The organism is Mucilaginibacter sp. 14171R-50, from assembly GCF_010093045.1.
Lineage (GTDB): Bacteria > Bacteroidota > Bacteroidia > Sphingobacteriales > Sphingobacteriaceae > Mucilaginibacter.
Window position 1 is genome coordinate 4,121,590 of sequence record NZ_CP048115.1, and the last position, 25,798, is coordinate 4,147,387.

General features: G+C 44.9%; 23 protein-coding genes. 12 read left to right on the forward strand and 11 right to left on the reverse strand.

What is annotated here, in order from left to right; all coding sequences use genetic code 11:
• Window positions 1-62 precede the first annotated feature (62 nt).
• Window positions 63-1,067 (forward strand): NAD(P)/FAD-dependent oxidoreductase, encoded by a 1,005-nt coding sequence (locus GWR56_RS18645; RefSeq protein WP_238395266.1) that lies wholly within the window; start codon window positions 63-65, stop codon window positions 1,065-1,067.
• Here the strand turns inward: GWR56_RS18645 and GWR56_RS18650 are convergent.
• The 3 genes from GWR56_RS18650 to proS all read right to left on the reverse strand — a co-directional run bounded on the left by GWR56_RS18650 (window position 952) and on the right by proS (window position 4,570).
• Complete coding sequence (locus GWR56_RS18650; protein WP_162432711.1) at window positions 952-1,743, reverse strand: TIGR02757 family protein; 792 nt, start codon at window positions 1,741-1,743, stop codon at window positions 952-954. The genes GWR56_RS18645 and GWR56_RS18650 overlap by 116 nt on opposite strands.
• 88 nt (window positions 1,744-1,831) lie before the next feature.
• The gene (locus GWR56_RS18655) at window positions 1,832-2,971 is read right to left on the reverse strand and encodes a cystathionine gamma-synthase (protein WP_162432712.1); all 1,140 of its coding nucleotides are present in this window, start codon (window positions 2,969-2,971) and stop codon (window positions 1,832-1,834) included.
• Window positions 2,972-3,097: 126 nt separating this feature from the next.
• A complete protein-coding gene (gene proS / locus GWR56_RS18660; protein WP_162432713.1) occupies window positions 3,098-4,570 on the reverse strand; it encodes a proline--tRNA ligase in 1,473 nt (490 codons plus the stop codon).
• A 108-nt stretch (window positions 4,571-4,678) separates the two neighbouring features.
• Between proS and GWR56_RS18665 the strand changes: the two genes are divergently transcribed.
• Together GWR56_RS18665 and GWR56_RS18670 are read left to right on the forward strand one after the other, a co-directional pair.
• Window positions 4,679-5,569: a hypothetical protein gene (locus tag GWR56_RS18665; protein WP_162432714.1), complete on the forward strand. Its 891-nt coding sequence runs from the start codon at window positions 4,679-4,681 to the stop codon at window positions 5,567-5,569.
• A 20-nt stretch (window positions 5,570-5,589) separates the two neighbouring features.
• The gene (locus GWR56_RS18670) at window positions 5,590-7,068 is read left to right on the forward strand and encodes a hypothetical protein (RefSeq protein WP_162432715.1); all 1,479 of its coding nucleotides are present in this window, start codon (window positions 5,590-5,592) and stop codon (window positions 7,066-7,068) included.
• 99 nt (window positions 7,069-7,167) lie between these two features.
• On the opposite strand, the gene GWR56_RS18675 is transcribed toward GWR56_RS18670, so the two are convergent.
• Entirely contained in the window at window positions 7,168-7,647 is a 480-nt protein-coding gene (locus GWR56_RS18675) for a Dps family protein (protein ID WP_162432716.1), read from the reverse strand.
• Between the two features lie 100 nt (window positions 7,648-7,747).
• On the opposite strand from GWR56_RS18675, the gene GWR56_RS18680 reads away from it, so the two are divergent.
• The 3 genes from GWR56_RS18680 to GWR56_RS18690 are packed head-to-tail and all read left to right on the forward strand — an operon-like array spanning window position 7,748 to window position 10,112.
• Complete coding sequence (locus tag GWR56_RS18680) at window positions 7,748-8,503, forward strand: DUF4905 domain-containing protein (protein ID WP_162432717.1); 756 nt, start codon at window positions 7,748-7,750, stop codon at window positions 8,501-8,503.
• 21 nt (window positions 8,504-8,524) lie between these two features.
• Window positions 8,525-9,484, forward strand: coding sequence for a LysM peptidoglycan-binding domain-containing protein (locus GWR56_RS18685; RefSeq protein WP_162432718.1), 960 nt, complete (start codon window positions 8,525-8,527; stop codon window positions 9,482-9,484).
• On the forward strand, window positions 9,477-10,112 hold the full coding sequence (locus GWR56_RS18690) for a uridine kinase (RefSeq protein WP_162432719.1): 636 nt from the start codon (window positions 9,477-9,479) through the stop codon (window positions 10,110-10,112). Before GWR56_RS18685 ends, GWR56_RS18690 begins: the two co-directional genes overlap by 8 nt.
• Before the next feature lie 78 nt (window positions 10,113-10,190).
• Here the strand turns inward: GWR56_RS18690 and GWR56_RS18695 are convergent, their stop codons facing one another.
• The 3 genes from GWR56_RS18695 to rpsO form a co-directional block, all read right to left on the reverse strand.
• Complete coding sequence (locus GWR56_RS18695) at window positions 10,191-10,460, reverse strand: hypothetical protein (protein ID WP_162432720.1); 270 nt, start codon at window positions 10,458-10,460, stop codon at window positions 10,191-10,193.
• A 150-nt stretch (window positions 10,461-10,610) separates the two neighbouring features.
• Entirely contained in the window at window positions 10,611-12,752 is a 2,142-nt protein-coding gene (pnp, locus tag GWR56_RS18700) for a polyribonucleotide nucleotidyltransferase (protein ID WP_162432721.1), read from the reverse strand.
• A 130-nt stretch (window positions 12,753-12,882) separates the two neighbouring features.
• Window positions 12,883-13,161 carry a 30S ribosomal protein S15 gene (rpsO, locus tag GWR56_RS18705; RefSeq protein WP_162432722.1) on the reverse strand — a complete coding sequence of 93 codons (279 nt, stop codon included), beginning with the start codon at window positions 13,159-13,161 and terminating at the stop codon, window positions 12,883-12,885.
• Window positions 13,162-13,435: 274 nt separating this feature from the next.
• On the opposite strand from rpsO, the gene GWR56_RS18710 reads away from it, so the two are divergent.
• Window positions 13,436-14,860, forward strand: a complete 1,425-nt coding sequence (locus GWR56_RS18710; protein WP_162432723.1) for an MATE family efflux transporter — start codon at window positions 13,436-13,438, stop codon at window positions 14,858-14,860.
• 183 nt (window positions 14,861-15,043) lie between these two features.
• On the forward strand, window positions 15,044-15,454 hold the full coding sequence (locus tag GWR56_RS18715; RefSeq protein WP_162432724.1) for a thioesterase family protein: 411 nt from the start codon (window positions 15,044-15,046) through the stop codon (window positions 15,452-15,454).
• 23 nt (window positions 15,455-15,477) lie between these two features.
• Here GWR56_RS18715 and GWR56_RS18720 read toward each other — a convergent pair whose 3' ends face one another.
• Window positions 15,478-15,930, reverse strand: a complete 453-nt coding sequence (locus GWR56_RS18720; RefSeq protein ID WP_162432725.1) for a YciI family protein — start codon at window positions 15,928-15,930, stop codon at window positions 15,478-15,480.
• Window positions 15,931-15,987: 57 nt separating this feature from the next.
• Entirely contained in the window at window positions 15,988-17,427 is a 1,440-nt protein-coding gene (locus GWR56_RS18725; RefSeq protein ID WP_162432726.1) for a DUF3943 domain-containing protein, read from the reverse strand.
• Window positions 17,428-17,674: 247 nt separating this feature from the next.
• On the opposite strand from GWR56_RS18725, the gene GWR56_RS18730 reads away from it, so the two are divergent.
• From GWR56_RS18730 to GWR56_RS18740, 3 genes are all read left to right on the forward strand, one after another.
• A complete protein-coding gene (locus GWR56_RS18730; protein ID WP_162432727.1) occupies window positions 17,675-19,492 on the forward strand; it encodes an ATP-binding protein in 1,818 nt (605 codons plus the stop codon).
• Between the two features lie 258 nt (window positions 19,493-19,750).
• The gene (locus tag GWR56_RS18735) at window positions 19,751-20,200 is read left to right on the forward strand and encodes a KTSC domain-containing protein (RefSeq protein ID WP_162432728.1); all 450 of its coding nucleotides are present in this window, start codon (window positions 19,751-19,753) and stop codon (window positions 20,198-20,200) included.
• 77 nt (window positions 20,201-20,277) lie between these two features.
• Complete coding sequence (locus GWR56_RS18740) at window positions 20,278-20,928, forward strand: START domain-containing protein (RefSeq protein ID WP_162432729.1); 651 nt, start codon at window positions 20,278-20,280, stop codon at window positions 20,926-20,928.
• 78 nt (window positions 20,929-21,006) lie between these two features.
• Here GWR56_RS18740 and GWR56_RS18745 read toward each other — a convergent pair whose 3' ends face one another.
• On the reverse strand, window positions 21,007-23,865 hold the full coding sequence (locus GWR56_RS18745; protein WP_162432730.1) for a pitrilysin family protein: 2,859 nt from the start codon (window positions 23,863-23,865) through the stop codon (window positions 21,007-21,009).
• A 328-nt stretch (window positions 23,866-24,193) separates the two neighbouring features.
• Between GWR56_RS18745 and GWR56_RS18750 the strand changes: the two genes are divergently transcribed.
• Window positions 24,194-24,613 (forward strand): hypothetical protein, encoded by a 420-nt coding sequence (locus tag GWR56_RS18750; RefSeq protein WP_162432731.1) that lies wholly within the window; start codon window positions 24,194-24,196, stop codon window positions 24,611-24,613.
• 123 nt (window positions 24,614-24,736) lie between these two features.
• On the opposite strand, the gene GWR56_RS18755 is transcribed toward GWR56_RS18750, so the two are convergent.
• Complete coding sequence (locus GWR56_RS18755) at window positions 24,737-25,780, reverse strand: NAD(P)-dependent alcohol dehydrogenase (protein ID WP_162432732.1); 1,044 nt, start codon at window positions 25,778-25,780, stop codon at window positions 24,737-24,739.
• Window positions 25,781-25,798: the final 18 nt, after the last annotated feature.

The following is a 25,798-nucleotide window of genomic DNA, read 5'->3' on the forward strand; positions in this document are numbered from 1 at the left end:
TATTAAATAAAATTTCAAATGCAATTAAGTTGCATTTAACAATGGGCTTGTTACCTTTGTTTATGAATTTTGATGTAATTATAATTGGCGGCAGCTATGCAGGCCTTTCGGCAGCCATGTCTTTAGGTAGGTCTTTAAGAAACGTGCTGATAATTGACAGCTCCCAACCCTGTAACAGGCAAACCCCGCATTCGCATAATTTAATTACACACGATGGGGACACGCCTGCTCAAATAACAAGCAAGGCACGGCAGCAGGTGCTGAAATACCCGACCGTAAAGATGGAAAATGGCACTGTTACCCAGGTTTATCGGAACGGCACATTTTCTGTAATAACCGGCGACGGTAAAAGCTTTACTTCTAAAAAGCTTTTGTTTGCCACAGGTGTAGTTGATATAATGCCTGATATACCTGGCTTTGCCGAATGTTGGGGTATATCTGTTTTGCATTGCCCTTATTGCCACGGTTACGAAGTACGCAGCCAGCCAACCGGCATTATTGCCAATGGCGATATGGCTTACGAGTATGCTAAGATGATAAGCACACGCACAAACAACCTAACGCTGTTTACCAACGGCCCGTCGCAGCTAACAGCACAGCAAACGCAAAAATTACAAAAGCACAACATCCATATTTACGAAAACGAAATAAAAGCGCTCAATCATAAACACGGTATACTAAGCGGCCTTGAACTAACCGATGGCTCTATGTATAGTTTAAATGCTATTTACGCACGCCCTGCAATAAAACAACATTGTAGCATACCGCAATTGTTAAATTGCGAGATAACAGAAGCAGGCTTTATTAAGGTGGACCTTTTCCAGGCAACTACGGTTGAGGGTATATTTGCCGCAGGAGATAACGCCAATATGTTCAGGTCGGTTGCTAGGCCATTGCCGATGGCAACAAGGCCGGTGCGGTTATTGATAAACAACTTATACAGGATAGCTTTTAAAAGTCAGGCAGTATTCCCTCTACCCCCCAGCGCTGTTCAATGCCCAGCCCAAACAAGGCGAAATCGTACTTTACAGGGTCTAAGGGGTCAAGTTGGCGCAGGTTTTCGGTAAGCTCAACCGCAGTTTGCCAGTCGGTTTGTTTGCGGGTGATGAGTTTAAGGTGGCGGGCTACACGGTCTACGTGCAGGTCGCAGGGGCATACCAGGTCAGCCGGTTTAATTTTGTTCCAGATACCGAAATCAACTCCGCTATTATCTTTCCGTACCATCCACCGTAAAAACATGTTTAACCGCTTGCAGGTAGACTTTTGCGAGGGCGACGACACATGCTTTTTGGTTCGATGCGGAAAATCTGGCAGGGAAAAAAAGTAAGAGCGGAAGCCCCCCAGCCCCCTGAAGGGGGTGTAATCACCGTCAGCAGGGATGAACGCATCCTCTAATGACTGGTGGTTTGTGTAATGCCATCTAAAAAATGCTATAAAATACAGCGTATCAATGTCGTTAAAGGTGCGGTGTTTAAAGTGCATCAGTTTCTTTAGGTCGGGTTCCTGGTGGTTGATGATAAAATCATATGGCGCGCCGTCCATCAGGGTTATCAATTCCTTACATTTATTGATGATGGTTACCCGTTGCCCCCATGCCAGTGTAGCTGCCCAAAAGCCCATGATCTCGATATCCTGCTTTTTACTGAACATATGCGGGATGCTCACCGGATCATTGGCGATAAACTCGGGGCGGTTGTATTGGGTAACTTTTTGGTCGAGGAAGGCTTTGAGGTTATCGTTCATTTTTAAGTATCGAGTATCAAGTAGTTAGTATCAAGATTGTAAAGCAATCAAAAAATCTTGCTACTTGATACTAACTACCTGATACTAATTAAGCCAACGCCTGTTTCAAATCTTCTAACAGATCTTCTATATCCTCTACTCCTACGCTCAGACGCAGCAGGTTATCTACTACACCGGCCTTTTCGCGCTCGGATTTGGGGATGCTTCCGTGGGTCATGCTTACGGGGTGGTTGATCAGTGATTCTACCCCGCCTAACGATTCTGCTAAAGAGAATACTTTAAAAGAGCCTGCAATACGGTAGGTATCCTCAAGCGTGGCGTCCTTTAACACGATAGAGATCATCCCGCCAAAATCGCGCATTTGCTTTTTGGCTATGTCATGATTTTTTGAATCTGGGAAACCCGGCCAATAAATTTTCTCTACACGCGGGTGGCCTTTTAAAAACTCGGCAACCTGGCGGCCGTTCTCGCAATGCGCCTTCATACGCAGGTGCAGCGTTTTTATGCCGCGCAGCACCAAAAAGCTATCCATAGGGCCGGGTGTAGCGCCGCAGGCGTTGTAAATAAACCAAAGCCTTTTGTAAAGCTCTTCGTCGTTCAGCATCAGGGCACCCATCACTACGTCGCTGTGGCCGCCAATGTATTTGGTGACCGAGTGCATTACCAAATCGGCACCCAAATCGATAGGGTTTTGAAGATAGGGTGAGGCAAAAGTATTGTCTACTACAAACAGTAAATTATTGGCTTTCGATATCTTACCAACCGCTTCGATATCCACCACCTGCATGGTTGGGTTGGTTGGCGTTTCTATCCAGATCAGTTTGGTTTTATCGTTAACATACTGATTGATAATGTCCGGGTTGCTCAGGTCCAGAAAATGGAACTTGATACCGTAGTTAGCGTATATCTTGGTAAAGATACGGTACGACCCTCCGTAAAGGTCGTTACCGGTAATTACCTCGTCGCCGGGTGCAAGCAGTTTCATTACCGCATCGGTAGCGCCCATACCGCTCGAAAAAGCAAGGCCGTACTTAGCGTTCTCTAAAGCTGCCAGGCAATCCTCCAGCGCCTTACGGGTTGGGTTTGTACCGCGCGAGTACTCATACCCCTTGTTATCGCCCGGCGATTTTTGCCAATAGGTTGATGTCTGGTATATCGGCGTCATGATAGCGCCGGTAGTTGGGTCGGGCTCCTGCCCTGCGTGTATTGCTTTTGTTCCGAATTTCATACCCCCTAACCCCCTGAAGGGGGAATTTTGGTTTTGCGACACCACTTTTACGTTAGTATCAGGTTTATATTTATGTTTCTAACAGCCCATGCTTTTCAAAAGCTCCCCCTTCAGGGGGCTGGGGGGCTAATATGCCCTTGCAAATAACACCCGCTGTGTCGACGGTTTACCCGTCAGGATGCATTTGCCTTGTTCCTGCTTATTGTTCAAAGGTATACAACGGATTGTAGCCTTAGTTTCATCTTTTATTTTTTGTTCCGTTTCGGCGGTGCCATCCCAGTGGGCCGATATAAAGCCCGGCTGTTCGTCAAGCATGCGTTTAAACTCATCGTAGGTGTCTACCTCGGTGGTGTTTTCGGCACGGAAGTCAGCCGCTTTTTTATAAATGTTTGCCTGTATTTCCTCCAGCAGCGCTTCAATGTGTGCCGCAAGGCCTTCCTGGTTTACCGTTTCCTTGGTTTTGGTATCCCGACGGGCAAGTTCAACAGTACCGTTCTGCATATCTCGGCTGCCAATAGCAACGCGCAAAGGCACACCTTTCAATTCGTACTCGGCAAATTTTGCGCCCGGGCGATGGGTATCTCGCTTATCAAATTTTACGCTGATATCTTTAGCCCTAAGCTCTTTTGTTAAAGCGTTCACATATGTGGTGATATTTTCCAATTCTTCGGCGTGCTTGTAAATAGGAACTACAACAACCTGTATAGGCGCCAGTTTTGGCGGCAGTACCAAACCCGCGTCATCAGAGTGGGCCATGATCAGCGCCCCTATTAAACGGGTTGATACACCCCACGAGGTTGCCCACACAAAATCCTGCACGTTATCTTTAGTGGTGAACTTTACATCAAACGCCTTAGCAAAATTTTGCCCTAAAAAATGCGATGTTCCTGCCTGCAAGGCCTTACCATCCTGCATTAAGGCTTCAATACAATAAGTATCTAAAGCGCCTGCAAAGCGTTCGTTTGGCGTTTTGCGGCCTTTTACCACCGGCAATGCCATCCAGTTTTCGGCAAAGTCGGCATAAACATCCAGCATCTGTTCTGTTTCTGCTACAGCTTCTTCAGATGTTGCGTGGGCGGTGTGGCCTTCCTGCCATAAAAATTCGCTGGTGCGTAAAAACAAACGGGTTCGCATTTCCCAGCGCATTACGTTGGCCCATTGGTTAACCAGTATGGGCAGGTCGCGGTAGCTTTGTATCCAGCCGCGGTAGGTGTTCCAGATGATGGTTTCGGATGTTGGACGGATAATTAATTCTTCCTCTAATTTTGCTTCTTCATCCACAACAATATTACCATCGCCATCGTTCTTTAGCCTGTAGTGAGTAACCACAGCGCATTCTTTAGCGAAGCCTTCCACGTGGCTGGCCTCTTTAGAGAAAAAAGATTTTGGTATAAGCAACGGAAAGTAAGCGTTTTGGTGACCGGTTTCTTTAAACATTTTATCGAGCACCGCCTGTATTTTTTCCCAGATAGAATACCCATAAGGTTTAATGATCATACACCCCCTGACAGGCGAATATTCGGCCATGTCAGATTTAATTATTAAGTCGTTAAACCATTGCGAATAATCTTCGTCTTTACTAATAACACCTTTGCTCATATATTGATCTTTGGAATAGAAATTGACTTTGTTATTAAAATTAATAACGCCCAAATTTATAAATTTATACGTTTATTTGACCTTGAACTTTACATCCTTACAAACAAAATGAAAAGGGACCTTATTAAAGGAATTATTTTGATTGGCGCGGTAGCGCTGAGTTCCTGCTCCGTTAACAAAACCGCATCCACCTCTAAGAACGACGACGACGTGTATTTTTCGCATGCTTCGGCTGCCGAAGAACCTGTTTATATCACCAGAAATGAAGAGTACAACCAGGAGGCCAACGACCAGTACAGCGATGAGGATGATTATTTCTATTATGATGATTATGCCTCGCGCATAAACCGTTTCAGTTATTACTCCCCGTTTGGATATTATGATGCCGGCTATTACGGCTATGGCTACGGCTCACCTTACTTTGGCGGCGGCTGGGGCTGGGGTGGTGTTAACCCATACTACTACGGTGGCTACGGTTACAACTTTGGTATAGGCTACGGCCTTGGCGGCTGGGGACTGGGCATTGGTTACGGCTGGGGAGGCTATGGTTATCCATGGGGTTATTCACCATGGGGTTACGGGGGCTACTATTCACCTTACTCTTACTGGGGCACCGGTATAGGCTATGGTGGAGGTTACTGGGGCGTCTACTCTGCATATAACCGGGGCAACGCGCGCCCATACAGGGGTAATGGCAGCCCGGGCAGTTCATACGGCAATACACACCGTACCGCTTATGGCGATCGAAACACTGGTATTGGTTATATTCCAAACAGGGGCTCGCGCGGGGGCAACAGTGGACAAACAAGCGGCAGGCCGGTATATGGCGATACGCGTGCTACCCGCGGCGTACGTAACGATGTGCCAACTTATCAGCCAAGCGTAGATCGTTCTTCACCTTCAAGCAATAGCAGTGGTGGCGGCCGAAGCAGTGGTGGCGGTTCCAGCTCGGGCAGCAGCGGCGGTGGCGGTGGCGGCGGCAGGCCGGTAAGGAACTAATTATAAAACACCTAAAGTTTATGAAAATAAAATATATACTAAGTGTAATTGCTATAGTAGCATTTACCCAAAATAGCTTTGCCCAGTATTCGCAGGATGCCATCCGGTTCTCGCAAACTACAACGGGATCTACCTCGCGCATAAAGGCAGTAGGGAATGCCGGTACCGCAGTTGGCGGCGACCTGAGCAACATAACCGGTAACCCGGCTGGCTTAGGCTTTTTTACAAGATCGGAGTTTAGCATTACGCCCGAGTATGATGGAGCCAAATCAAACTCCACCTACCTGGGGCAAACTGGTAGCGCTTCGCGTAACACCGGTAATTTAAACCATGCTGGGTTGGTCATTTATAACCAGTTAACCAAACCTGCCGGTGCCGATAAAAATAAAGGGTGGCTAAGCGTAAATTATGGCGTGGCCTTTAACCGCACCAACGATTTCAACCAAAATATCCACTACAGCGGCGCAAACGGATCAAACTCCATTAACACTTATTTTGCATCGCAGGCAAACGAGTTTGGCATCGGTGAGGGTACATTGCCCGGCTGGGCGTATGATCATCAGTTAATAGACCAGTATGCTTTAACCCCAACCACCGCCGAGTACAGGGCTAACAATGTGGGCTCAACCGCGCAGGAAGCCATCATTAATCGCAGCGGCGGTCAATCGGGCGTCGACCTTTCCTTCGGCGCCAATTACAGCAATAAATTTTACTTAGGTTTAGGCCTTAGTTTTACAGATGTCAACTACAAATCGTTCGGTACTTTTTATGAAGACGGTACCGTGTCGGTACTTGAAAGCGGCGCGCCCGTTAACCGCGATTTTTCTTCGGCTTACTCGCAAAACCAAATTACAAAAGGAACCGGGTTTAGCGCCAGGCTGGGTGTTATTTACAAACCTACCGAAGCGGTGCGTTTAGGCGCGGTGTTCACCTCCCCTACCTTTTACAATATCGACGATGTTTATTACGAAGGGCTCAGTTCCAAGATCGGTAACAGCGCGCAAAACAATAACCAATCGGGCGATTACACGCTAAACTATAACATGCGCACCCCGCTAAGATTGGCAGGCGGCGCAGCAGTATTTATCAAGCATTTTGGCTTTATTACCGGCGATGTGGAATACGTTGATTACAGCAGCGCCCACCTGAGCAGCAGTTCTGACTATAATGCAGATTTTATTGATAACGGCGATATAAAAAGCCTGTATAAATCTGCCATTAACGCGCATGTAGGCGCCGAAGCGCGCCTTACAAACTTTTTTATGCTGCGCGGCGGTTACGGCATTCAGGGCGATGCCCGTAAAGACAACGGCAGCGACATAAAAACGGTAAGCGGCGGTGTTGGCCTGCGTTTTGGTAGTTATTATGTAGATGCTACCTATGCTCACTCAAGCGGCAATCAAAATATATTCCCTTATGATATTGGCAGCGCAAGCCCGGCGGCTATGTTAAAGAACAGCAATGATAATGCATATTTGACACTGGGTTACCGGTTCTAAGTTTGCAGTAAAAAGTTTGCAGTTTGCAGGCATAAAAAAAGCGATGAGGCTACTCATCGCTTTTTTGTTTTTAGATTTAAGTGAGGCCTAACCTCGCCCTCAATCTTCATTCACAAAAGACCGCAGCATCCAGGTATTCTTTTCTTTAAACTGCATAAAACGATTGATCATGTCGTTGGTGCCGTCATCACCGGCATCGGCGGTTATATCCAGTATCTGGCGCTCCATTTCTATCAGGGTGGCCATATCCTCTATTAAAGCCTTAACCATATCGGTATCTTTCATACCAATTGTATTAACTTCTTTTAAAGTTGATGTACCAATATAGTCCTTAAACGTACTGTATGGTGGTTTACCCAGGGTAAGTATGCGCTCGGCCAGCTCGTCAATAGTAGTGAGGGCTTCGGTGTACAGCTCCTCAAATTTTACGTGCAGGGTAAAAAAGCTTTTGCCCTTAACATTCCAGTGGCAGCCGCGTAATTTTTGATAATGAATATGGTAATTTGCCAGCAGGTCGTTCAGGTGATCAACAACCGGTTTTACTTTTTTTTCTTCGAGGCTAATTTTTTCAGCGTCCATGATATGTGAGTTTTTTGGTGATAACAGCCGCTCGCGGGCTTTGTTTATCAAATTTAAGCACTTTTAATATTAATGCCCATATTTGCACACTCAAATGACAATGCTACAACCATTCATATCCCACAACTTTAACGGCACAGTTTGGCGGCTGCAAATTGACGGGGAAATGGATATAATGGGCATCGAGGTGCGCAATACTAACGATAAGCAAACCAGCTTTACTTCTATAAGTCTTTTAACCGGCACGGTATATTTTGATTCGTTTACGCTCCCCGAGCGGTGGCTCACGGGCATCGAGGCCCTTTATAAGGGAGTGATGTTACTGCACTACTATAAACACGAAACAAGCCCCGAGCATAGCGCTATTATTGCTGTTGACGCAACTGCCCCGAAAGAAGTGTGGAGTAATTACAGCCTCGCGTTCGACCATTTAACCGTAAACGGCCCGGCGGTATACAATACCGCTCTTCAGCCAAAAAAATTATTTGTGGCTGATGTGGCCACGGGTAAAACCATTAGCACTTATGATGCAAACCTGGATAAACCTTTTGAGAATTTTATCGTCATACCCGATATGGTGCCCGCCGAGCAGGTACTTACGGATGTTTTACCCGAAGAACCTTACGGAAACATGGTGCATTTCCTAAACCATAATAGTTACAGAATTGTATCTTTGCACACTTTAAAAAACGGGGCTTTGCAACAGCATCTGTATATCATGAACGGTGGTAACATAGTTTACCACGATTTATTGAACCAGGGTATACAAAAATTACAACCAGAGGCGTTTGTATTACATAAAAGCGCTTTAATTTATATTAAAAACCGCACCGAAATAAAGGTTTTAAAACTATAAATTATTGAATAAGAATTTATTATGAAATTTAAAATACTACTGTTATCTACTATTTTGCTCGGCTTAACTTCTGCATTATATGCAACTGCCCTTCCTGATTCTATTGGGGTAGAAAACCTTAACGGCAAAAAAGTGATACTGCATAAACTGGACCCAAAAGACAATTATTATTCTATAGGTCGCCGTTATGGCGTTAGCCCCAAAATCATTCAAAAATTTAATAACAACGCCCCTTTACAAATTGGCCATGTTATAAAGGTACCTACTGATAGATCTATTGTAGAGCCTACGCCCGTGGTTCAACCGCCGGTAACGCCAGTTAAACCCGATAACCAGGGGTCTGTAAAAACACAACAAAACAAACAGCAGCAGCCTCAAAGCGCAGATCAGAAAGCTGCGCCTGATACCGAAAAAAATAATACTGCCGGCGCAACGTCCCAGCAATATAAGGTTTCGGCACACGAAACGCTGTACGCTATTGCCAAACGGTTTAACACAACGGTTGAAGCCTTAACCGCTTTAAACAAGCTTAAATCAAACAGCTTATCTACTGGCCAGGTTATATTGGTACCTAACGGGGTTGCCGCTACCCCGCCGCGCCCGGCTGCAGAGGCAAATGCCGATACAGCTAAGCGCGATTCGACCTATGTTAGCCCCGACAGCCTGGACCGGCATATTCCTACAAACCGTTATGGCCTGTTCGAAAAAAATGAAAAAGGCGTAGCTACCTGGATAGATGACACCAGCCTTGATCCTAATAAGAAACTGATACTGCACCGTACTGCCCCTATTGGCACAGTTATGCGTATTACCAACCCTATGAATAACCGAACTACTTTTGCGAAGGTTGTCGGCCGGTTTACCGACAGCCAGTCGACCCGCGACGCTATCATTGTAATGACCAAAAATGTGGCCGAAGCATTAGGCGCACTGGATAAACGTTTTCAAGTAAACATCAGCTACGGTACACCTAATGAATAAACCTTATGTTATTGGTGTTGCCGGAGGGAGTGGCTCGGGCAAAACTTTCTTTTTAAAATGCTTTTTGGAACACTTTAGAGATGACGAAGTGTGTCTGGTATCGCAGGATGATTATTATTTCCCGGTGGGGCATACTATGACCAAGGAGGAGAACAAGGAGTATAACTTCGACCTCCCTTCTACCATTGACTACGACCATTTTGAGAGCGACATTTTTAAGTTATTGAACAACGAGTCGTTCATTAAACAGGAATATACCTTTAACAACCCGGATGTTATCCCTAAAATGCTTGAAATAAAGCCGGCACCTATTATTATTGTGGAGGGCCTTTTTATTATGCACTTCGGCAGAATTAAGGACATACTTGATATGACCATATTTATTGAGGCCGACGAAGAAGTAGCCCTGCAGCGCCGCCTAAAGCGCGACCTGCACGAACGCGGCTACTCTAACGAAGACGCCTACTATAAATGGATAAATCACGTGGTACCGGCTTATAAAGAGTATTTGCTGCCCTACCGGGATGTGTGCGACAAGATCGTTATCAATAACACACAGGAAGCGGCTGATATTATAAAAGTAACGGAAGAAATTTCGCAGGAGCTGCGCGAGAAAGTTTTAGTGTAAATATCACCCAACAGACCTGTTTTGCATTGGAAATAAGGTATTATATTGTGCGATTTTTTACTGCTGAAAATTCAGGTATCAATCACAGTTGAGTAACAGATCGTAATATTTTTTCATTAAAATGGTATCGTAGTTAACCAAAGAGTTATAAGCTTCGGTAACAAGCTCTGTTAAAATAGACGAGCCGAGCTGCCCTGCACCATTAGGGATGGAATCGTAATAAGTAATTAACTCTTTTACCCTTATAATTTCGTACAATAATTTCTGGATCAGATCGGTTTGCGCACCGCTTTGCACCCCGGGTGAATTATTGAGAAAGTCTAAAGGATCGTTAGTAGTAGATGTCATTTGCAATAAAGGGATCGGCTTTATGTCCGCTGATATAACTATACTTAACTAAAATTAACAACTAAGACTTACGTTTGGTTTTAATTAAAAAAACTTTTTTTGTTAAAAAGTAAAACCCTCTAATTAGAGGGTTTTACTTTGGTAGGCCGGTTATTTATTTTCGGCCGGCTTGTTATTTTCGGGGCGGGGCAGTAAAGCTTTACGCGAAAGCTTCAATTTGCCTTGTTTGTCAACATCAAGCAGTTTAACACGCACTTCGTCGCCTACATTAAAGATACCGTCCATGGTCTCAATTCTGCGGTGGTCAATTTCAGATATGTGTAATAAACCATCTTTGCCGGGCATAATTTCAACAAATGCACCAAACGGCATAATTGATTTTACTTTGCCTTCGTATATCTCGCCAACTTCGGGTTTAGAAGCAATAGCGCGAATGCGGCTTAAGGCTGCATCAATAGCCGCTTTGTTATCGGCAAATACCTGTACAAAGCCTTGGTTGTCTTTTTCCTCGATAGAAATGGTAGCACCGGTTTCGCGCTGCATTTCCTGGATGATTTTACCGCCGGGCCCAATAACGGCGCCGATAAATTCTTTATCAATTTTTATCATTACGATACGCGGTGCATGTGGTTTGTAATCCTCACGCGGCGCGCTGATGGTTTTAGCCATTTCGCCTAAGATGTGTAACCTGCCTTCTTTAGCCTGGTTTAACGCGTTGGTTAACACCTCGTATGAAAGACCATTTATTTTCAGGTCCATTTGTACCGCAACAATACCCTTTGAGGTACCGGTTACCTTAAAGTCCATATCGCCCAAGTGGTCTTCATCACCAAGAATGTCAGAAAGGATAGCATATTTTGTACCCATTTCATTAGTGATTAGTCCCATAGCGATACCAGATACCGGCGCTGTAATTTTAACACCGGCATCCATCAAGGCCAGTGTGCCCGCACAAACGGTAGCCATTGATGATGAACCGTTTGACTCTAAAATATCAGATACAACACGGATAGTGTAAGGATTCTGGTCTTCGGCCGGTAAAACACGTTTTAAAGAACGCATTGCCAGGTTACCGTGGCCGATCTCGCGACGGCCTGCACCCCTGTTAGGACGGACTTCGCCGGTTGAAAAACCGGGGAAATTGTAGTGTAACAAGAATTTTTGATAACCGTTGATGAACGCGCCGTCTATCATTTGCTCATCGTCTTTAGCACCTAATGTTACGGTAGTTAACGATTGCGTTTCGCCGCGTGTAAATACTGCCGAACCGTGGGCAGATGGCAGGTAGCCAATTTCGCTCCATATCGGGCGTATCTGGGTAGTGGTGCGGCCATCTAAACGTTTGCCTTCGTCTAATACCAGGTTACGTATAGCGTCGTACTCAACATCGTGGTAGTATTTTTTAGCAAGAGATTTGGTGATATCGTCAATCTCGCCTAAAGTTTCGATATACTCATCGCGGATGGTTTTGAATTTAGCAGCACGCTCATCTTTTGCAGATGCTTCGGCCGCGGTAGCGTAAACTTTATCGTAAGTAGCAGCGTAGATGGCTTTTTTCAACTCCTCGTTGCTGTGCTCGTGGTTGTAAACGCGTTTCTGGGTTTTGCCAACTTCAACGGTTAATTCTTTTTGAATTAAACATTGTACTTTAATAGCAGTGTGGGCAAATTTTATAGCCTCAACCAATTCTTCTTCCTGTATCTCGGCGCTTTCGCCTTCAACCATGTTTATATCGTGCTCGCTGCCGGCAACAATAAATTCTAAGGTTGCATTTTGCAATTGGCTTAAAGTTGGGTTGATAACCAACTGTCCGTCAATTTTAGCGACACGCACTTCAGATATCGGCCCGTTAAAAGGGATATCAGAAACCGATAAAGCCGCTGATGCAGCTAAACCAGCAAGGCAATCAGGCATGATATCTTTATCAGCAGATATCAATGATATCATCACTTGTGTATCAGCATGATAGTCTTCAGGGAACATCGGGCGCAGTGCACGGTCAACCAAACGCGAGATCAATACCTCGTAGTCTGACAAACGCGCCTCGCGACGTAAAAATCCACCGGGAATACGGCCGGTAGCAGCATATTTTTCCTGATAGTCAACAGAAAGTGGTAAAAAATCAACTCCTTCTTTTGCTTCGGGCGATGACACCACTGTAGCCAATAACATGGTGTCGCCCATTTTAATTACTACCGAGCCATCGGCTTGTTTGGCCAGTTTACCGGTTTCGATCTCAATGGTGCGGCCGTCACCTAAATCAATAACCTTTTTAATTACATTTAAACTCATCTTTTTTGTGTTGTAGTGCGCTTTTCATCTTTTGGGAGCGCACCGGTTTTTTATGTGTGTGTATATTGTTTCAAAAGTAAAAAAGCCACCCTGCATATGCGGACGGCTTTTTTTAAAAAAATAAGAAAAGTTATTTGATAATATCCCTAAGCTGTAAAGCTTTGATAATAGCACGATATCTTTCAATGTCTTTTTTGTATAGGTATGCCAGCAATCCGCGGCGTTTACCTACTAATTTTTGCAGTGATAACTGGGTCGAAAAATCGTGTTTGTTCTTTTTCAGGTGCCCGGTTAAGTGTGCGATACGTGTGGTAAATAATGCTACCTGTGCTTCGGTCGAACCTGTGTCGGTTGCGCTTTTACCGTGTTTTGCAAAGATCTCTGCCTTTGCTTCTTTACTTAAATACATTACGTGAATAATACTAAAGCGTGAATACTTAATTAATTGTGTGCAAAGGTAAGTATTAAAGTCGGTAGTTTAAAGTCTTTGGTCAAAGATTTCAAACGCTTCTACTTCGGATTTTTGACTTTAACTGTTATTTGTCGCAATATACCCCTTATTATGTCATTTATGCACAGCACAGGTAGATATATTTCAGTATAGATTTGTAAAGTTACATTTTATCATATAAAACCGTAAAGAGTGTATATTTAGCAAAGCACCAGTTAATTTAACCTATAACATGTCGCAAACCGTAAAGCCCCGGGGCAAAGTAATATCATTTTTAAGCGTTTTAAAACAATCATTAAAAGGCGAGCAGGTGGACCTTACCACTATCAGCATAAAAAGGGCCATAGTGTTGTTAGCCATACCCATGATGCTTGAAATGGCTATGGAGTCGGTATTCGCTTTGGTCGATCTGTATTTTGTGGGGCATCTTAAAAACAGCAGCCACGCTATCCAAACCGTTGGGTTGACCGAATCTGTGCTGACCGTAATATACTCGTTAGCAATAGGGTTAAGCATGGCTGCCACAGCTGTTGTAGCCCGACGCATTGGCGAAAAAAACCCCGAGGCGGCGTCAAAAGCGGGGATGCAAACTATTGTTATAGCGGTAGCTGCAAATTTAGTGATCAGTATTTTTGGATGGTTACACGCCCGCGATCTGCTGCTTTTGATGGGCGCGTCAGCCGAAACAGCCGATCATGGCACGCCGTTCGTGCGTATCATGATGGCCGGCAGTATCATTATCGTATTATTATTTTTAATAAACGGCATTTTCAGGGGCGCCGGTAACGCGGCCATTGCCATGCGCAGCCTGTGGATAGCCAATATAGCCAACATCATATTGTGCCCTGTGTTTATCAGGGGCCTTGGCCCTATTCCCGCGTTTGGCTTAACCGGTGCGGCTATTGCCACCACTATTGGCCGCAGCCTGGGTGTATTGTACCAGGTTTATAACTTGTTCAATAATAAAAATGCTTTAAGGGTACGCCTGAATTATTTTATCCCCGACTGGCACCAAATTAAAGCTATTGTAAAAGTGGCCGCCCCGGGTATTTTACAATTTGTTATCGCGAGCTGCAGCTGGATATTTTTGGCGCAGCTGGTTGCCACCACCGGCGGCGACCAGGGCTCGGCGGGCTACCAAACGTCGTTACGGTTAATGATGTTCTTTTTGCTGCCTGCCTGGGGGCTTAGCAACGCGGCCGCCACGCTGGTTGGCCAAAACCTTGGCGCAGGCCGGGTAGACAGGGCCGAACAATCGGTGTTCCAAACCATAAAATACACGGTAGTTTTTCTGGGAATCGTTAGCGTGTTGTTTTTAACATGCGGGCAATTCTTTTCTTCGTTCTTCACAAATGATGATGTGGTAAAGAAGGTGGCTACCCGGTCGCTGCAAATTTTAAGCGGGGGCTTTATTATTTTTGGTATGGGCATGGTTTTAACAAGTGCTTTTAACGGTGCCGGCGATACCTGGACACCCACCAAAATAAATTTCTTCACCTTTTGGCTGTTTCAGATACCGTTTGCTTATTTATTGGCAAAATATTTTGAAATGGGCCCAACCGGTGTATTTATTGCAATCCCAATTGCCGAAATTGGGTTAACTATAGCAGCCTATATACTGTTTAAGAAAGGTAAATGGAAGAAAACGATGGTATAGGAATGTGCAGATGTGCAGATGTGCAGATGTGCAGATGTGCAGATGTGCAGATGTGCAGATGTGCAGATAAAATGAACTCGTGTCATGCTGAACTTGTTTCGGCATCTCATCATAAAAGTAAAAAGAGTATTAAAACAACAATTCCGATTTTAACTTTTTACTTTTGACTTCTAACTTCAAACCATGCCCTACTCAACTTTCGAGACCGAACTGCGTGTACGCCCCGATGATATAGACATGTTTCAGCATGTACACAACAGCAAGTATTTTGATTATGTGCTTGCCGCCCGTTACGACCAGATGGAACGCTGCTACGGTATGGCTATGGAAAAATTTATGGAGCGCGGTTTTGGCTGGGTGGTACGCACCGCGCATGTTGATTATAAACGCGCGCTTACCATGGGCGATCACTTCATTGTAAAAACAGGCATCGAAACTATAAACGATAAAGGCTGCCGGGTTGCTTTCACCCTAACCAACAAAGCTACCAAAAAGGTTTGCTGCGATGGCTATTTTGATTATGTGATGATAGATATGGCTACCGGACGCGGCGTTAAAGTGCCGGATGACGTTATTGAACATTACACGATATAACCCGCCGCCTGGCGCTATGCGGCTTAATGACTATTCTTCTCTACCCTTTTATGAGTTTCCAGGTAAACCGGTAAGGCTGCCGATCCATACCAGGGATAAAATTCGGCATCAAGTAGCTTGCTGTTAACGGCAGGATCTGTCGCTACCAGTTGTTTGGCTTCATCAACGGTTTTGGCGTTAAAAATAAATATGCCCCGGTAGTTTTTATCGTTTTTACCAATTGGCCCGGCAACTACCAATTTACCGTTCGCAGCCAGGCGGCCAATATTAGCCATGTGCCCTTTAAATAAGCTATCAATGATGATTTTATCGGTGGTCTTGTTCTCGCCGGTTTTAAGTATTACCAGTACATACATCTTCATGCCGTACTCATCAGCGCCAAGCGAATCGGCCAGCGCTTTGTTATATTGAGCGTTTTGGGCATTTACCCCATAAGCAAAAACACATACTAAGGCAAGCACTAACATCCTTTTCATAACGATTCAATTAGAATCACTAAGCTACAAATTGCTTATAACTATACCGCTGTAAACTTAAAAGTCTACGCTGTATCGGGTGGATACACGCACATAAGGATAGCGTTTGTTCACATCAGGATGTTCATCATATTTCCCCCGCAGGAAGAAATACCCCGACTCGGCCGCCAGCGATAGTTTTTTTGACCAGGCATAGCGCAGCTCTGTGGTGGCGGTATGCAGAAAATAGTGCGATTTATTACCATTAACGGTAAAAAGCCACCCCCCGCGGTAATCAAAACCCGCAAAAAACTTTTCATTTACATTTATTCCCGCGCCGCCGTTTACGCTAAAGCCCGATGTATAGTCGTAATTACGGCCATTAGAGTTGTAGGTGTTAGGCACAGCAGCCAATAACACCGGGCCTGTGCCCACATTAGTATTAAATTTTATTTTTTTTGCCGCGTCGTAGCGCGAAAACAGGTTTAGCTTTACGCTCTGCGCGCCGTAAAAAAAAGCTTCGTTACTGATATAATCATAGTTGGCACTTAGTATCGCTAAATGTTTAAGGTCACGGTTAGATCGTATTTCCCACCCCGCCAAAGATCCGTACACACTAACCAGGTTTACCACCGAGCTATCATCTTTACCTGCTTCAATATTGATATAGATATTACTGAACGGGGTGCTGTAATCTTTATAACGGTTACCATATATCAATTTAGCCCGGCCGAATATACCGATCTTAGCATGGCCGCCAACCGTACCGGTGATGCTGTTAAACGTACGTGCGCCCAGGTCAAATTCCCCTGATACCTGGGTGGAATCCCTATCGCGCGGGTTACCGTAAACCTTGCCCCATTTACCATCAAGCAAGCGGTTAAGACCGTTCATAGGGTTGGTTAAAAACGCTGCTATCTCTTCCATTTGGCGTCCGAAACCGCGGTGGCGGTTATTCACTATTTTGTTAGAGAGGCGGTAACTCATCTCGCCCAGCACAATTCCGCCAAAGCTGGTGTTTACAAAATCGTTAGGCGACGGGTGTTCATTTTCGCCAAAGGTTTCCCAAAAGTAACTGCCCGCGACAGCAGCCGGCGCCGATTGCCAGAAGCTATACCCGTTACTGCGAAACGCGCTGAAATATAAACTGCCCTGGTACGGATGCCCAAACTGGTTAGTACGAAAAATATCCTTATCCCATTGCCAGCTGCCGGGGTTTAAGTTACGCCAGATAGTAGCGCCGGTAACATTTGAGTACGGGGCGTGGGCTATAAACTTACCATAACTAAAAGGGATTGCCTGTGCCAGCCCCCACTCGGCCGCAGCGCGCCCAAAACGTTTGGTCTCTGGTGGCACAGTACCAAAAAAAGGCACTTTTGCCCGCCTGGGCTTAGGCTTGGGCACGGTATCTACAATTAGCCTCTCGGCATCCTGGGCGGTTTGGGCAAACAGGCTGGCAGGCGCCGCAAACCAGAACATTAAAAATACTACTATAAAAAGGCGCGGCAAAAATTTCAATGTATTATGCTTTGATAAAGGTTTTAGTTATCATCAGCAAGTGCTGCAAAATAACATTTAACTATAAAGCGTTTCGCTGAAAAATGTTTTAAAAAATAATATTATTTATGTTTATGCGCTTCCTTAAACAATAAATCTAATATCTAATAATAGAAGAATTTTAACGCACCTGTTATAGTTTACCTGTGGTAAAGTTTTTTATTTTTGACGAAGGTAAATTATTTAATTAGTACAACACTTTAATCACTTGGAGCCAACAGAAAGCCTATTTAGAGACATTGTTGAAATATCGCCCTTTCCGGTATATGTGTGCACGGGTAACAACATGATCATCTCGGTAGCTAACAATGCAACTTTAAAGGCGTGGGACAGGGATGCCTCGGTAATTGGGAAACCTTTTTTTGAAGCGTTACCCGAACTTGAAGACCAACCATTTTTGGGTTACCTGCAAGGTGTGTATCGTACCGGCAAGCCGTTTCATAGCGATGCTGAACGGGCAGATCTTTTAGTAGGCGGCAAGATGCAAACCTTCTATTATAAGTTTACCTACCAGCCCATGTTTGATGCCGAGGGCAAGGTTTATGGTGTTGCAGCCTTTAACACAGATGTAACGGAATTAGAGCGGGCCAGGCAAGCTGTGGAAGAAAGCGAAATGACCCTTTATAACCTGGTAAGGCAGGCACCCGTTGGGATATGCATTATCCGGGCTGAAGATTTAATGATAGAGGTGGTGAACGATTCGTACCTGAAACTGGTGGGTAAACGCCGGAAAGACATGGAAAACCACTCTATTTGGGAAGCCATACCCGAAGCCGCCCAGTTGTATGCCCCAATCATGAACAATGTTATTAGTTCGGGCGTGGCGTTTTCGGCACGGGAGCATGAGGTGTTCCTGATACGCAACGGTGAGCCGGAAATAGTATTTATCGATTTTGTTTACGAGCCCGTGCTGCACTTCGACGGCACTATAAATACCATTATGATTATTGCTATTGAGGTTACCGATAAGGTAGTGGCACGCCGAAACATTGAAGATGTTGAAGAACGCGGCAGACTGGCTATTGAGGCTGCCGAAATTGGCACCTTTGACCTGGATATGAATACCGATACGCTGGTAACGTCAGACAGGTTTAACAGCATATTTGGATTTACCACCGCTGTATCAAGAAAAAAACTGGCCGGCACCTTTCATGTTGAAGACCAGGAACTGCGCATACGGGCCCATGAGGCAGCGCTGAAAAGTGGCTACCTGTTTTATGAAGCAAGAGTTATACATCCTGACGACTCAGTGCACTGGATACGATCGCAAGCCAAGGTTTATTACGATAACGACGATAAACCCAAACGCATGCTGGGCACGGTACTGGATATTACTGAATTTAAACGCCTGCAGCAACAAAAAGACGATTTTATAAGTGTGGCGAGCCACGAACTTAAAACCCCCATGACATCGTTAAAGGCATCTATACAGATACTGGATAAGCTTATCAAAAACAACAGCAACCCCGAAAAAGTGTCGGTTTTTATTGAAAAGGCCAACACCAGTTTAACAAAGATGCACCATCTTATAGAAAGCCTGCTGAATGTATCAAAAATAACAGCGGGCCAGCTGGCGCTTAATAAAACCCACTTTAAAGCAGATGAAATGATCAGCGAAAGCTGCGACCACATACTCTTAAACGGCGACCATTCGCTTGAACTGACGGGCGACACTGACGTTGAGCTTTTTGCTGACAGGAGCAAAATAGAGCAGGTTGTTATTAACCTGGTGAACAACGCCATTAAGTATGCACCCCTTTCTTACAAAATAATTATCGATGTAAGAAGGCAACGCCGGTCGGTTAAGATATCCGTGCAGGATTTTGGTGAAGGTATCGCCTATGATAAAATCCCGCACCTGTTCGAGCGCTATTACCGGGTAGACTCTACCGGGCTGCAATACTCCGGGCTGGGCCTGGGGCTGTACATATCTGCCGAAATAATAGAACGTCACAATGGTAAAATTGGCGTTAACAGCGAAGCAGGCAAGGGCAGTACTTTTTGGTTTACGCTTCCTGTTAGCTGATAACTAAGCATTCATGCGCCGGATTTTAAAGAACGCGATGTTAACCGGATTGATAGCTAACCCGGCTATATATAATCCACCTTTGCCCGGTTAACCGCCGTGTTTGACGGTGGATAACTGCAGCTTTACAGCGGCCAATGGCGCCGCTATAGCGTTTTATTTATTATAATGGGCCTACACGTTGGTAATTAAACTTACCTTTGCAAAATTATTTTCTTTGAACAGGTTTTCTGAGACAATAACAATAGGATAAACAGAATGAAAAAAATTGTCGATTACCGAAAACTTTTAGGTGTTACCGAAGCTGCCGAGTTGCAGGAATTAAAAAGTACTTACCGAAGCCTGATGAAAGCATGGCACCCTGATAAATTTCAGGATAGCGAAGAAAGCAAACTTAACGCCGAAGAAAAAAGCAAGACCATTATTGAAGCCTACCATTTTTTGGTAAGTATAGCCCCCGAAACCCGTAACCAATCGTTCGCCGAATATACGCTTACTACCACTACATCAGCCATTACCGATTTTGAGTACAAATCGCAGGTGTTGCGGGTAGAGTTTGCAGACGGTAACGCTTACGAATATTTTGACGTGCCGCGCGCAGTTTATATTAAACTGGTAAATGCCGATTCGCCAGGGAGGTTTGCACGCCGGCATATTTATAACGAATATGTTTACCGTAGCCTTAGCAAACTGGTAGCCAGCGCATAATTTAGTTTTGTGTTGAATGTATGACACATAATATTTATCTGCTTATTATTTTTGGCGGGTATATCCCCTGATTTTTTATGCTGAAACGGTTATTGTTTATTGTACTGCTGCTGTGCTTCGCGTTCACCAGATCTTTTGCCCAATCCAACTGGACGCTTAAGAGCGAAAATGATGGCATCAAGATATATACAAGCCCGGTTCCAAACTCCAAGATAAAGGCATTGCGGATAGAATGTAACTTTCAATCCACCTTAATGCAAATGGTGGCTGCCTTGATGGACTTGAAGACACGTACCGAATGGGTATATCATACTAAATCTATCCACCTGGTTAAACAGGTATCGCCTGCCGACCTCTATTATTACTCGGAAATAAGCTTGCCATGGCCTGCTCAAAACCGCGATTTTATTGCGCACCTCATCACCACCCAAAACCCTGACACAAAAGTAGTAACCATGGATGGCCCCGTTGAACCGGCCATGTTGCCTGTAAAAGATGGCATAGTACGGGTAAAAAGCTCTATAAGTAAATGGCTGATCTTTCCGTTGAATAAGAATGAGGTAAAAGTAGAATACACCATCCAGCTCGATCCAGGCGGAAGCATCCCTGCTTGGTTGGTAAATATGTTTGCATCCGAAGGGCCAACGCAAAGCTTTAAAAAATTAAAACTCCAGCTAAATAAACCTGCGTATAAAAACGCGCATGTACTGTTCATTAAAAATTACTAAACAATATTCAATACAGTAAAAAAATAAAAAGCCCTCTCATTTAATTTGAGAGGGCTTTTACTTTATGATATTACACAATTACATTTTCGGTTTACCATCACTGTCCAGTTCAACAATTGGATAGCCCAGTTTTTGTAATCCCGGCAATATTCTTGCTTTATCGCCCACAACCAAAATAACCATGTTATCGGTATTCAGGTATTTAGCCGATAGCGCGTTAAGCTCGGCCGGGGTAATGGTTGATAAAATTTTATTTTGCTCATCAACATAAGTAGGCTTCAGGTCGTACTCCTGTATGCGCGACAGGAACGCCGCTTTTTGCCCGTTGGTTTCGTACTTGCGTGCGTCACTCTGGCCTATTGATGTTTGCGTAAATTTCAACTCATCAGGTGTGATACCTGTTTTTTGATAGTCGCGTATCTCTTTGATAAATTCATACACCGAACTATCGGTGGCGGTTGCCAGCACGCCTGCCGAAGCAGTGAAATCGCCGCCGTACCTGCCGGAGCTAAAGCCCGAACGGGCGCCGTAGGTCCAGCCTTTTTTCTCGCGCAGGTTAAGATTAATGTGGCTGTTGAACGCGCCGCCTAAAATATAGTTAGCTATCCCCAATTTATAATAATCGCCGATAGCGTCATAGTTCAGCTTGTCAAGGTAACCAATCCGGATCTCTGATTGCGCCGCGCCCGGTATATCAACCAGGTAAAGCGTTGTTTTATCAAACGATTTTCCTTCGGCCGGGGTAGGTATCGTTACTTTCTTATCTGCCCATGCGTTCAGGAACGCCAGGTTACCTCTTGCGGTGCCTTGGTTAACGTCGCCCACAACAACAATTTCCGTTTGCGACGGCGTGAAATACTTATCGTAATAATCCTGAACATCCTGCAGGGTAATGCCCGCCACTGTTTCTTCGTTACCGGTTGTTGAGTAGGTGCGTACATTATCTGTTCCGTAAAGTATTTTACTGTAAACAGTTGATGCCACACCCGCAGGCTGTGTTTTGGCTTGTTTAAGCCCCTCAATGGTTTGCTTTTTTATCCGGTCTAAAGCGTCTTGTGTAAATTTAGGGTTAAACAATCTCTCCTGCAGCAGGGTCATTGTTTTAGGCAAATTTTTTGTCAGCGAAGAAACGTTAATATACATGGCTTCGCTGCCCGCAAACACGCTGATGTTGCTGCCCAGTTTATCTAATTCCGAATTGAATTGTTCGGCGGTGTAATTTTTGGTTTCCTCGTTCATCATACGGGCTACAATACCTGCCAAACCTGCCTTTTCGGGATTGTTTATAGCATACAAACCACCACCTTTGACAGACATAGATATGGAAACGGTTGGTATCTCTTTATTTTGAGTGCCAATCATTTTAATACCGTTTGGCGTGGTAGCCATCCAAATAGCCGGAACTTTAATAGCCGGATTTGCCCCAATGCCCGGTTTAGCGGCGCGGTCAAAGTTATCAGCAGGCTTTTTGTAGGTTAGCCCATTGTAGCCATAATCGGGCGCCTTATAGCCTGCCGTGCTTACGGTATAATTATCAGGTGCTACAGGAGCAACAGTGCCACCCTTTGGCAATACGCTTAATATAACTGCCGGTTTACCTTTAATATACTTGTTGTAAACGCGCATTACATCTTCTTTGGTAACGGCCTGTATATCCGCCAGTTCGCGGCCTATCTGGTTAGGGTTGCCCGTTAAATACTGTGCCTGCGCCAGTTCAGATACCTTACCGCTAACACTTGATAAACCATTAATGGCATTTGCTTCGGCGCTTGCCTTAAAGCGTACAAGGGCATCATCGGTTACACCGGTTTTTTCAAACTCGGCTAACGACTCGTCTATCAGTTTCTTAGCATCGGCTAAAGTTTGCCCCGGGAATGGGATAACGCGCATGCTTATCTCGCCCGCCAGTTCTGTGTTAGATGAGTTCATGGATGCCTGCGCCGCCTTGCGGGTTTTTACAAAGTTTTTGTAGAAGATAGAATTACGACCCTGGCCAATGATCTCTGACAAAGCATCTAAAGCCGACATGTCCTTATCATATATCTTAACACCCGGGTAAGTAATAGACAACAGCGGAAGTTTGGCGTAATTATCGGTGTACGATACATACCTGTCGGCAGTTAAAACCGGCGCCGGGAACGATGCGTTTTTTACCACCGGGCCACGTGGAATGCTGCCAAAATACTTGCTTACCAATGCCAGGGTTTGTTTAGGGTTCAGGTCGCCGCCAATGGTGATGGTAGCATTATTGGGGCCATACCATCTTAAAAAGAAATTTTTCAGATCGTTTACCCCTACTTTGTTTAGTTCTTCGATATAGCCAATTGTTAACCACGAGTACGGATGACCATAAGGATACAGGTTTTTTGATGTATACTCGCCGGCAAGGCCATAAGGGCGGTTATCATAGTTCTGGCCGCGCTCGTTCTTTACGGTAGCACGCTGCACTTCAAATTTTTGCTGGGTAACGGCATCAAGCAAAAAGCCCATACGGTCGCTTTCCAGCCAAAGCATTTTTTCCAGCTGATTTGCCGGTACGGTTTCGTAATAGTTGGTACGATCGCGGTTGGTCGACCCGTTAAGCGTACCACCGGATTCGGTGATGATCTTAAAGTGGTCGCCATTTGCAACATGGTCGCTTCCCTGGAACATCATGTGTTCAAAAAAGTGGGCGAAGCCCGATTTACCGATCTCCTCGCGGGCCGACCCAACATGGTAAGTTACATCAACATGTACCAGGGGGTCTGAGTGATCTTCGGCCAAAATTACGGTTAACCCGTTCGGAAGCACATACTTCTCGTAAGGTATAACCAGTTCGGTCCCCTTCCTGGTTACCTTCTCAACCAGTTTAGGCTGCGCAGCCGTTTGCGCGTTAGCCGTAAGGGCCATTACCAGCACAGATTGCGCTAATAATGCACATTTAAAAGTCTTGTTCATTTTGTTAATGTTTGGTCAATAGTTATTCACGATAGCTGATATTAAATACCCCAGCAAAATATAATATTAAGAAAATAACCTTTGAGTTAAATATCATAAGGCATATTTAGTAACAGTGTAACAGATTTGTGACTATTAATACATATTGAACAATACCTGCCAGAATGTAACAGGTAGCAGGCAAAATGCGTACTGTTAACGATACAACATTTAAATGTAATAAACGTGGCTTAACGTTATCCGGGGGCACTATTTACTATAAGGTACCGTTGTATCAGAACTATTGGCTTGTAATTTGTATTAGCTAATACACTTGCAACGTAACACTATGAAAAAGAACACATTAATACTCGCGATATTTGCTTTGTTAAGCATACCTTTTACCGGCCTGGCGCAAAAGCGGGCCTGGGCAATGGTTAGTGCGGATAAACAACCTGCACTTGAGTTGGCGAAACCGGCAGCTGATGGTAAGTCGCCTTATTGGATCATTGTCTCAAACGATAAGGAGTTTCAGATGGATACCTTAAGTGCCATCAAATACCTCGATCCGCATTGGATGGCCGCTGTTGAATTTCCTGACCTGGATGTAGCTAAAGCCAAATATGGTAAATATACTATGGATGGATTGGTAATTGTTACCATCGACGATAAGAAGTACCCGAATGCTTTTGAAGTACTTAAGGACCATATGGCCTTTATAGACGATTACGAAGCACTACCCTTTTACGACTTCACCACGCTGCCGTAAATGGAGAATGCACTCCCTACTCGTGTATATGAAAGCGGATAGCTCTGGGGATATCCGCCGCTTTTATGATATAAAAGGCGGCTAACCTGTAGGTTAGCCGGCTTTTATCAATTACAGAAATACCTACAGGGTTGACATATCTATCACAAACCGGTAACGTACATCGCCTTTAAGCATACGCTTATACGATTCGGTGATATTTTTAATATCGATGATCTCGATATCCGAAACAATGTCATGCTCGGCGCAAAAATCAAGCATTTCCTGAGTTTCGGCTATACCGCCAATGCTCGATCCGGCAAGGCTTTTACGGCCGCCAATTAAGCTAAATGCTGCCACCGCTGCAGGTTTCGGTGGAACGCCTACGCAAATGTGTACGCCATTGGTGCGCAGTAAGCCCAGGTACATATTAAAATCGTGCTCGGCCGACACGGTGTCCAATATAAAATCATATGAACCCTGCGCGGCCTTCAACTGTTCGGGGTCGGTAGTTACCACAAAGTGATGTGCACCTAATTTTTTAGCATCCGCTTCTTTACCTGGCGAGGTGCTTAATACGGTAACATCGGCACCAAAGGCAACGCCAAACTTAACGGCCATGTGGCCAAGCCCGCCGAGGCCTAATACGGCCAGTTTGTGGCCCTTACCAACCTGCCAGTGTCTAAGCGGGGAGTAAGTAGTGATACCTGCGCACAACAACGGCGCGGTAGCGGCCAGGTCAAGTTTTTCTGAAATATGGAGTACAAACTCCTCGCGCACTACAATACTGTTGCTGTAACCACCGTAAGTTGGCGTTTTGCCATCACGCTCGTAACTGTTATAAGTTAGGGTGCTGCCTTCCAGGCAGTATTGTTCCAGGTCCTGCTTGCAGTTTTCGCACACCTGGCACGAGTCTACCATACAACCGGTACCGGCAAGGTCTCCTACTTTAAAGTTTTTTACGTGGTCGCCTACCTTTACTACGCGGCCGACAATTTCGTGCCCCGGCACCATTGGGAAAATCCCCGGGAACCAGTCGTTTTTTATCTGGTGCAGATCCGAGTGGCAAACGCCGCAAAATAATATATCAAATTGCACATCGTGCGGGCCCACTTCGCGGCGTTCAAAACTCCAGGGGGCAAGGTCGGTTTGCGGGTCTTGTGCCGCATATCCTTTTACTGGTATCATATTTTTTTGATTTTGTTG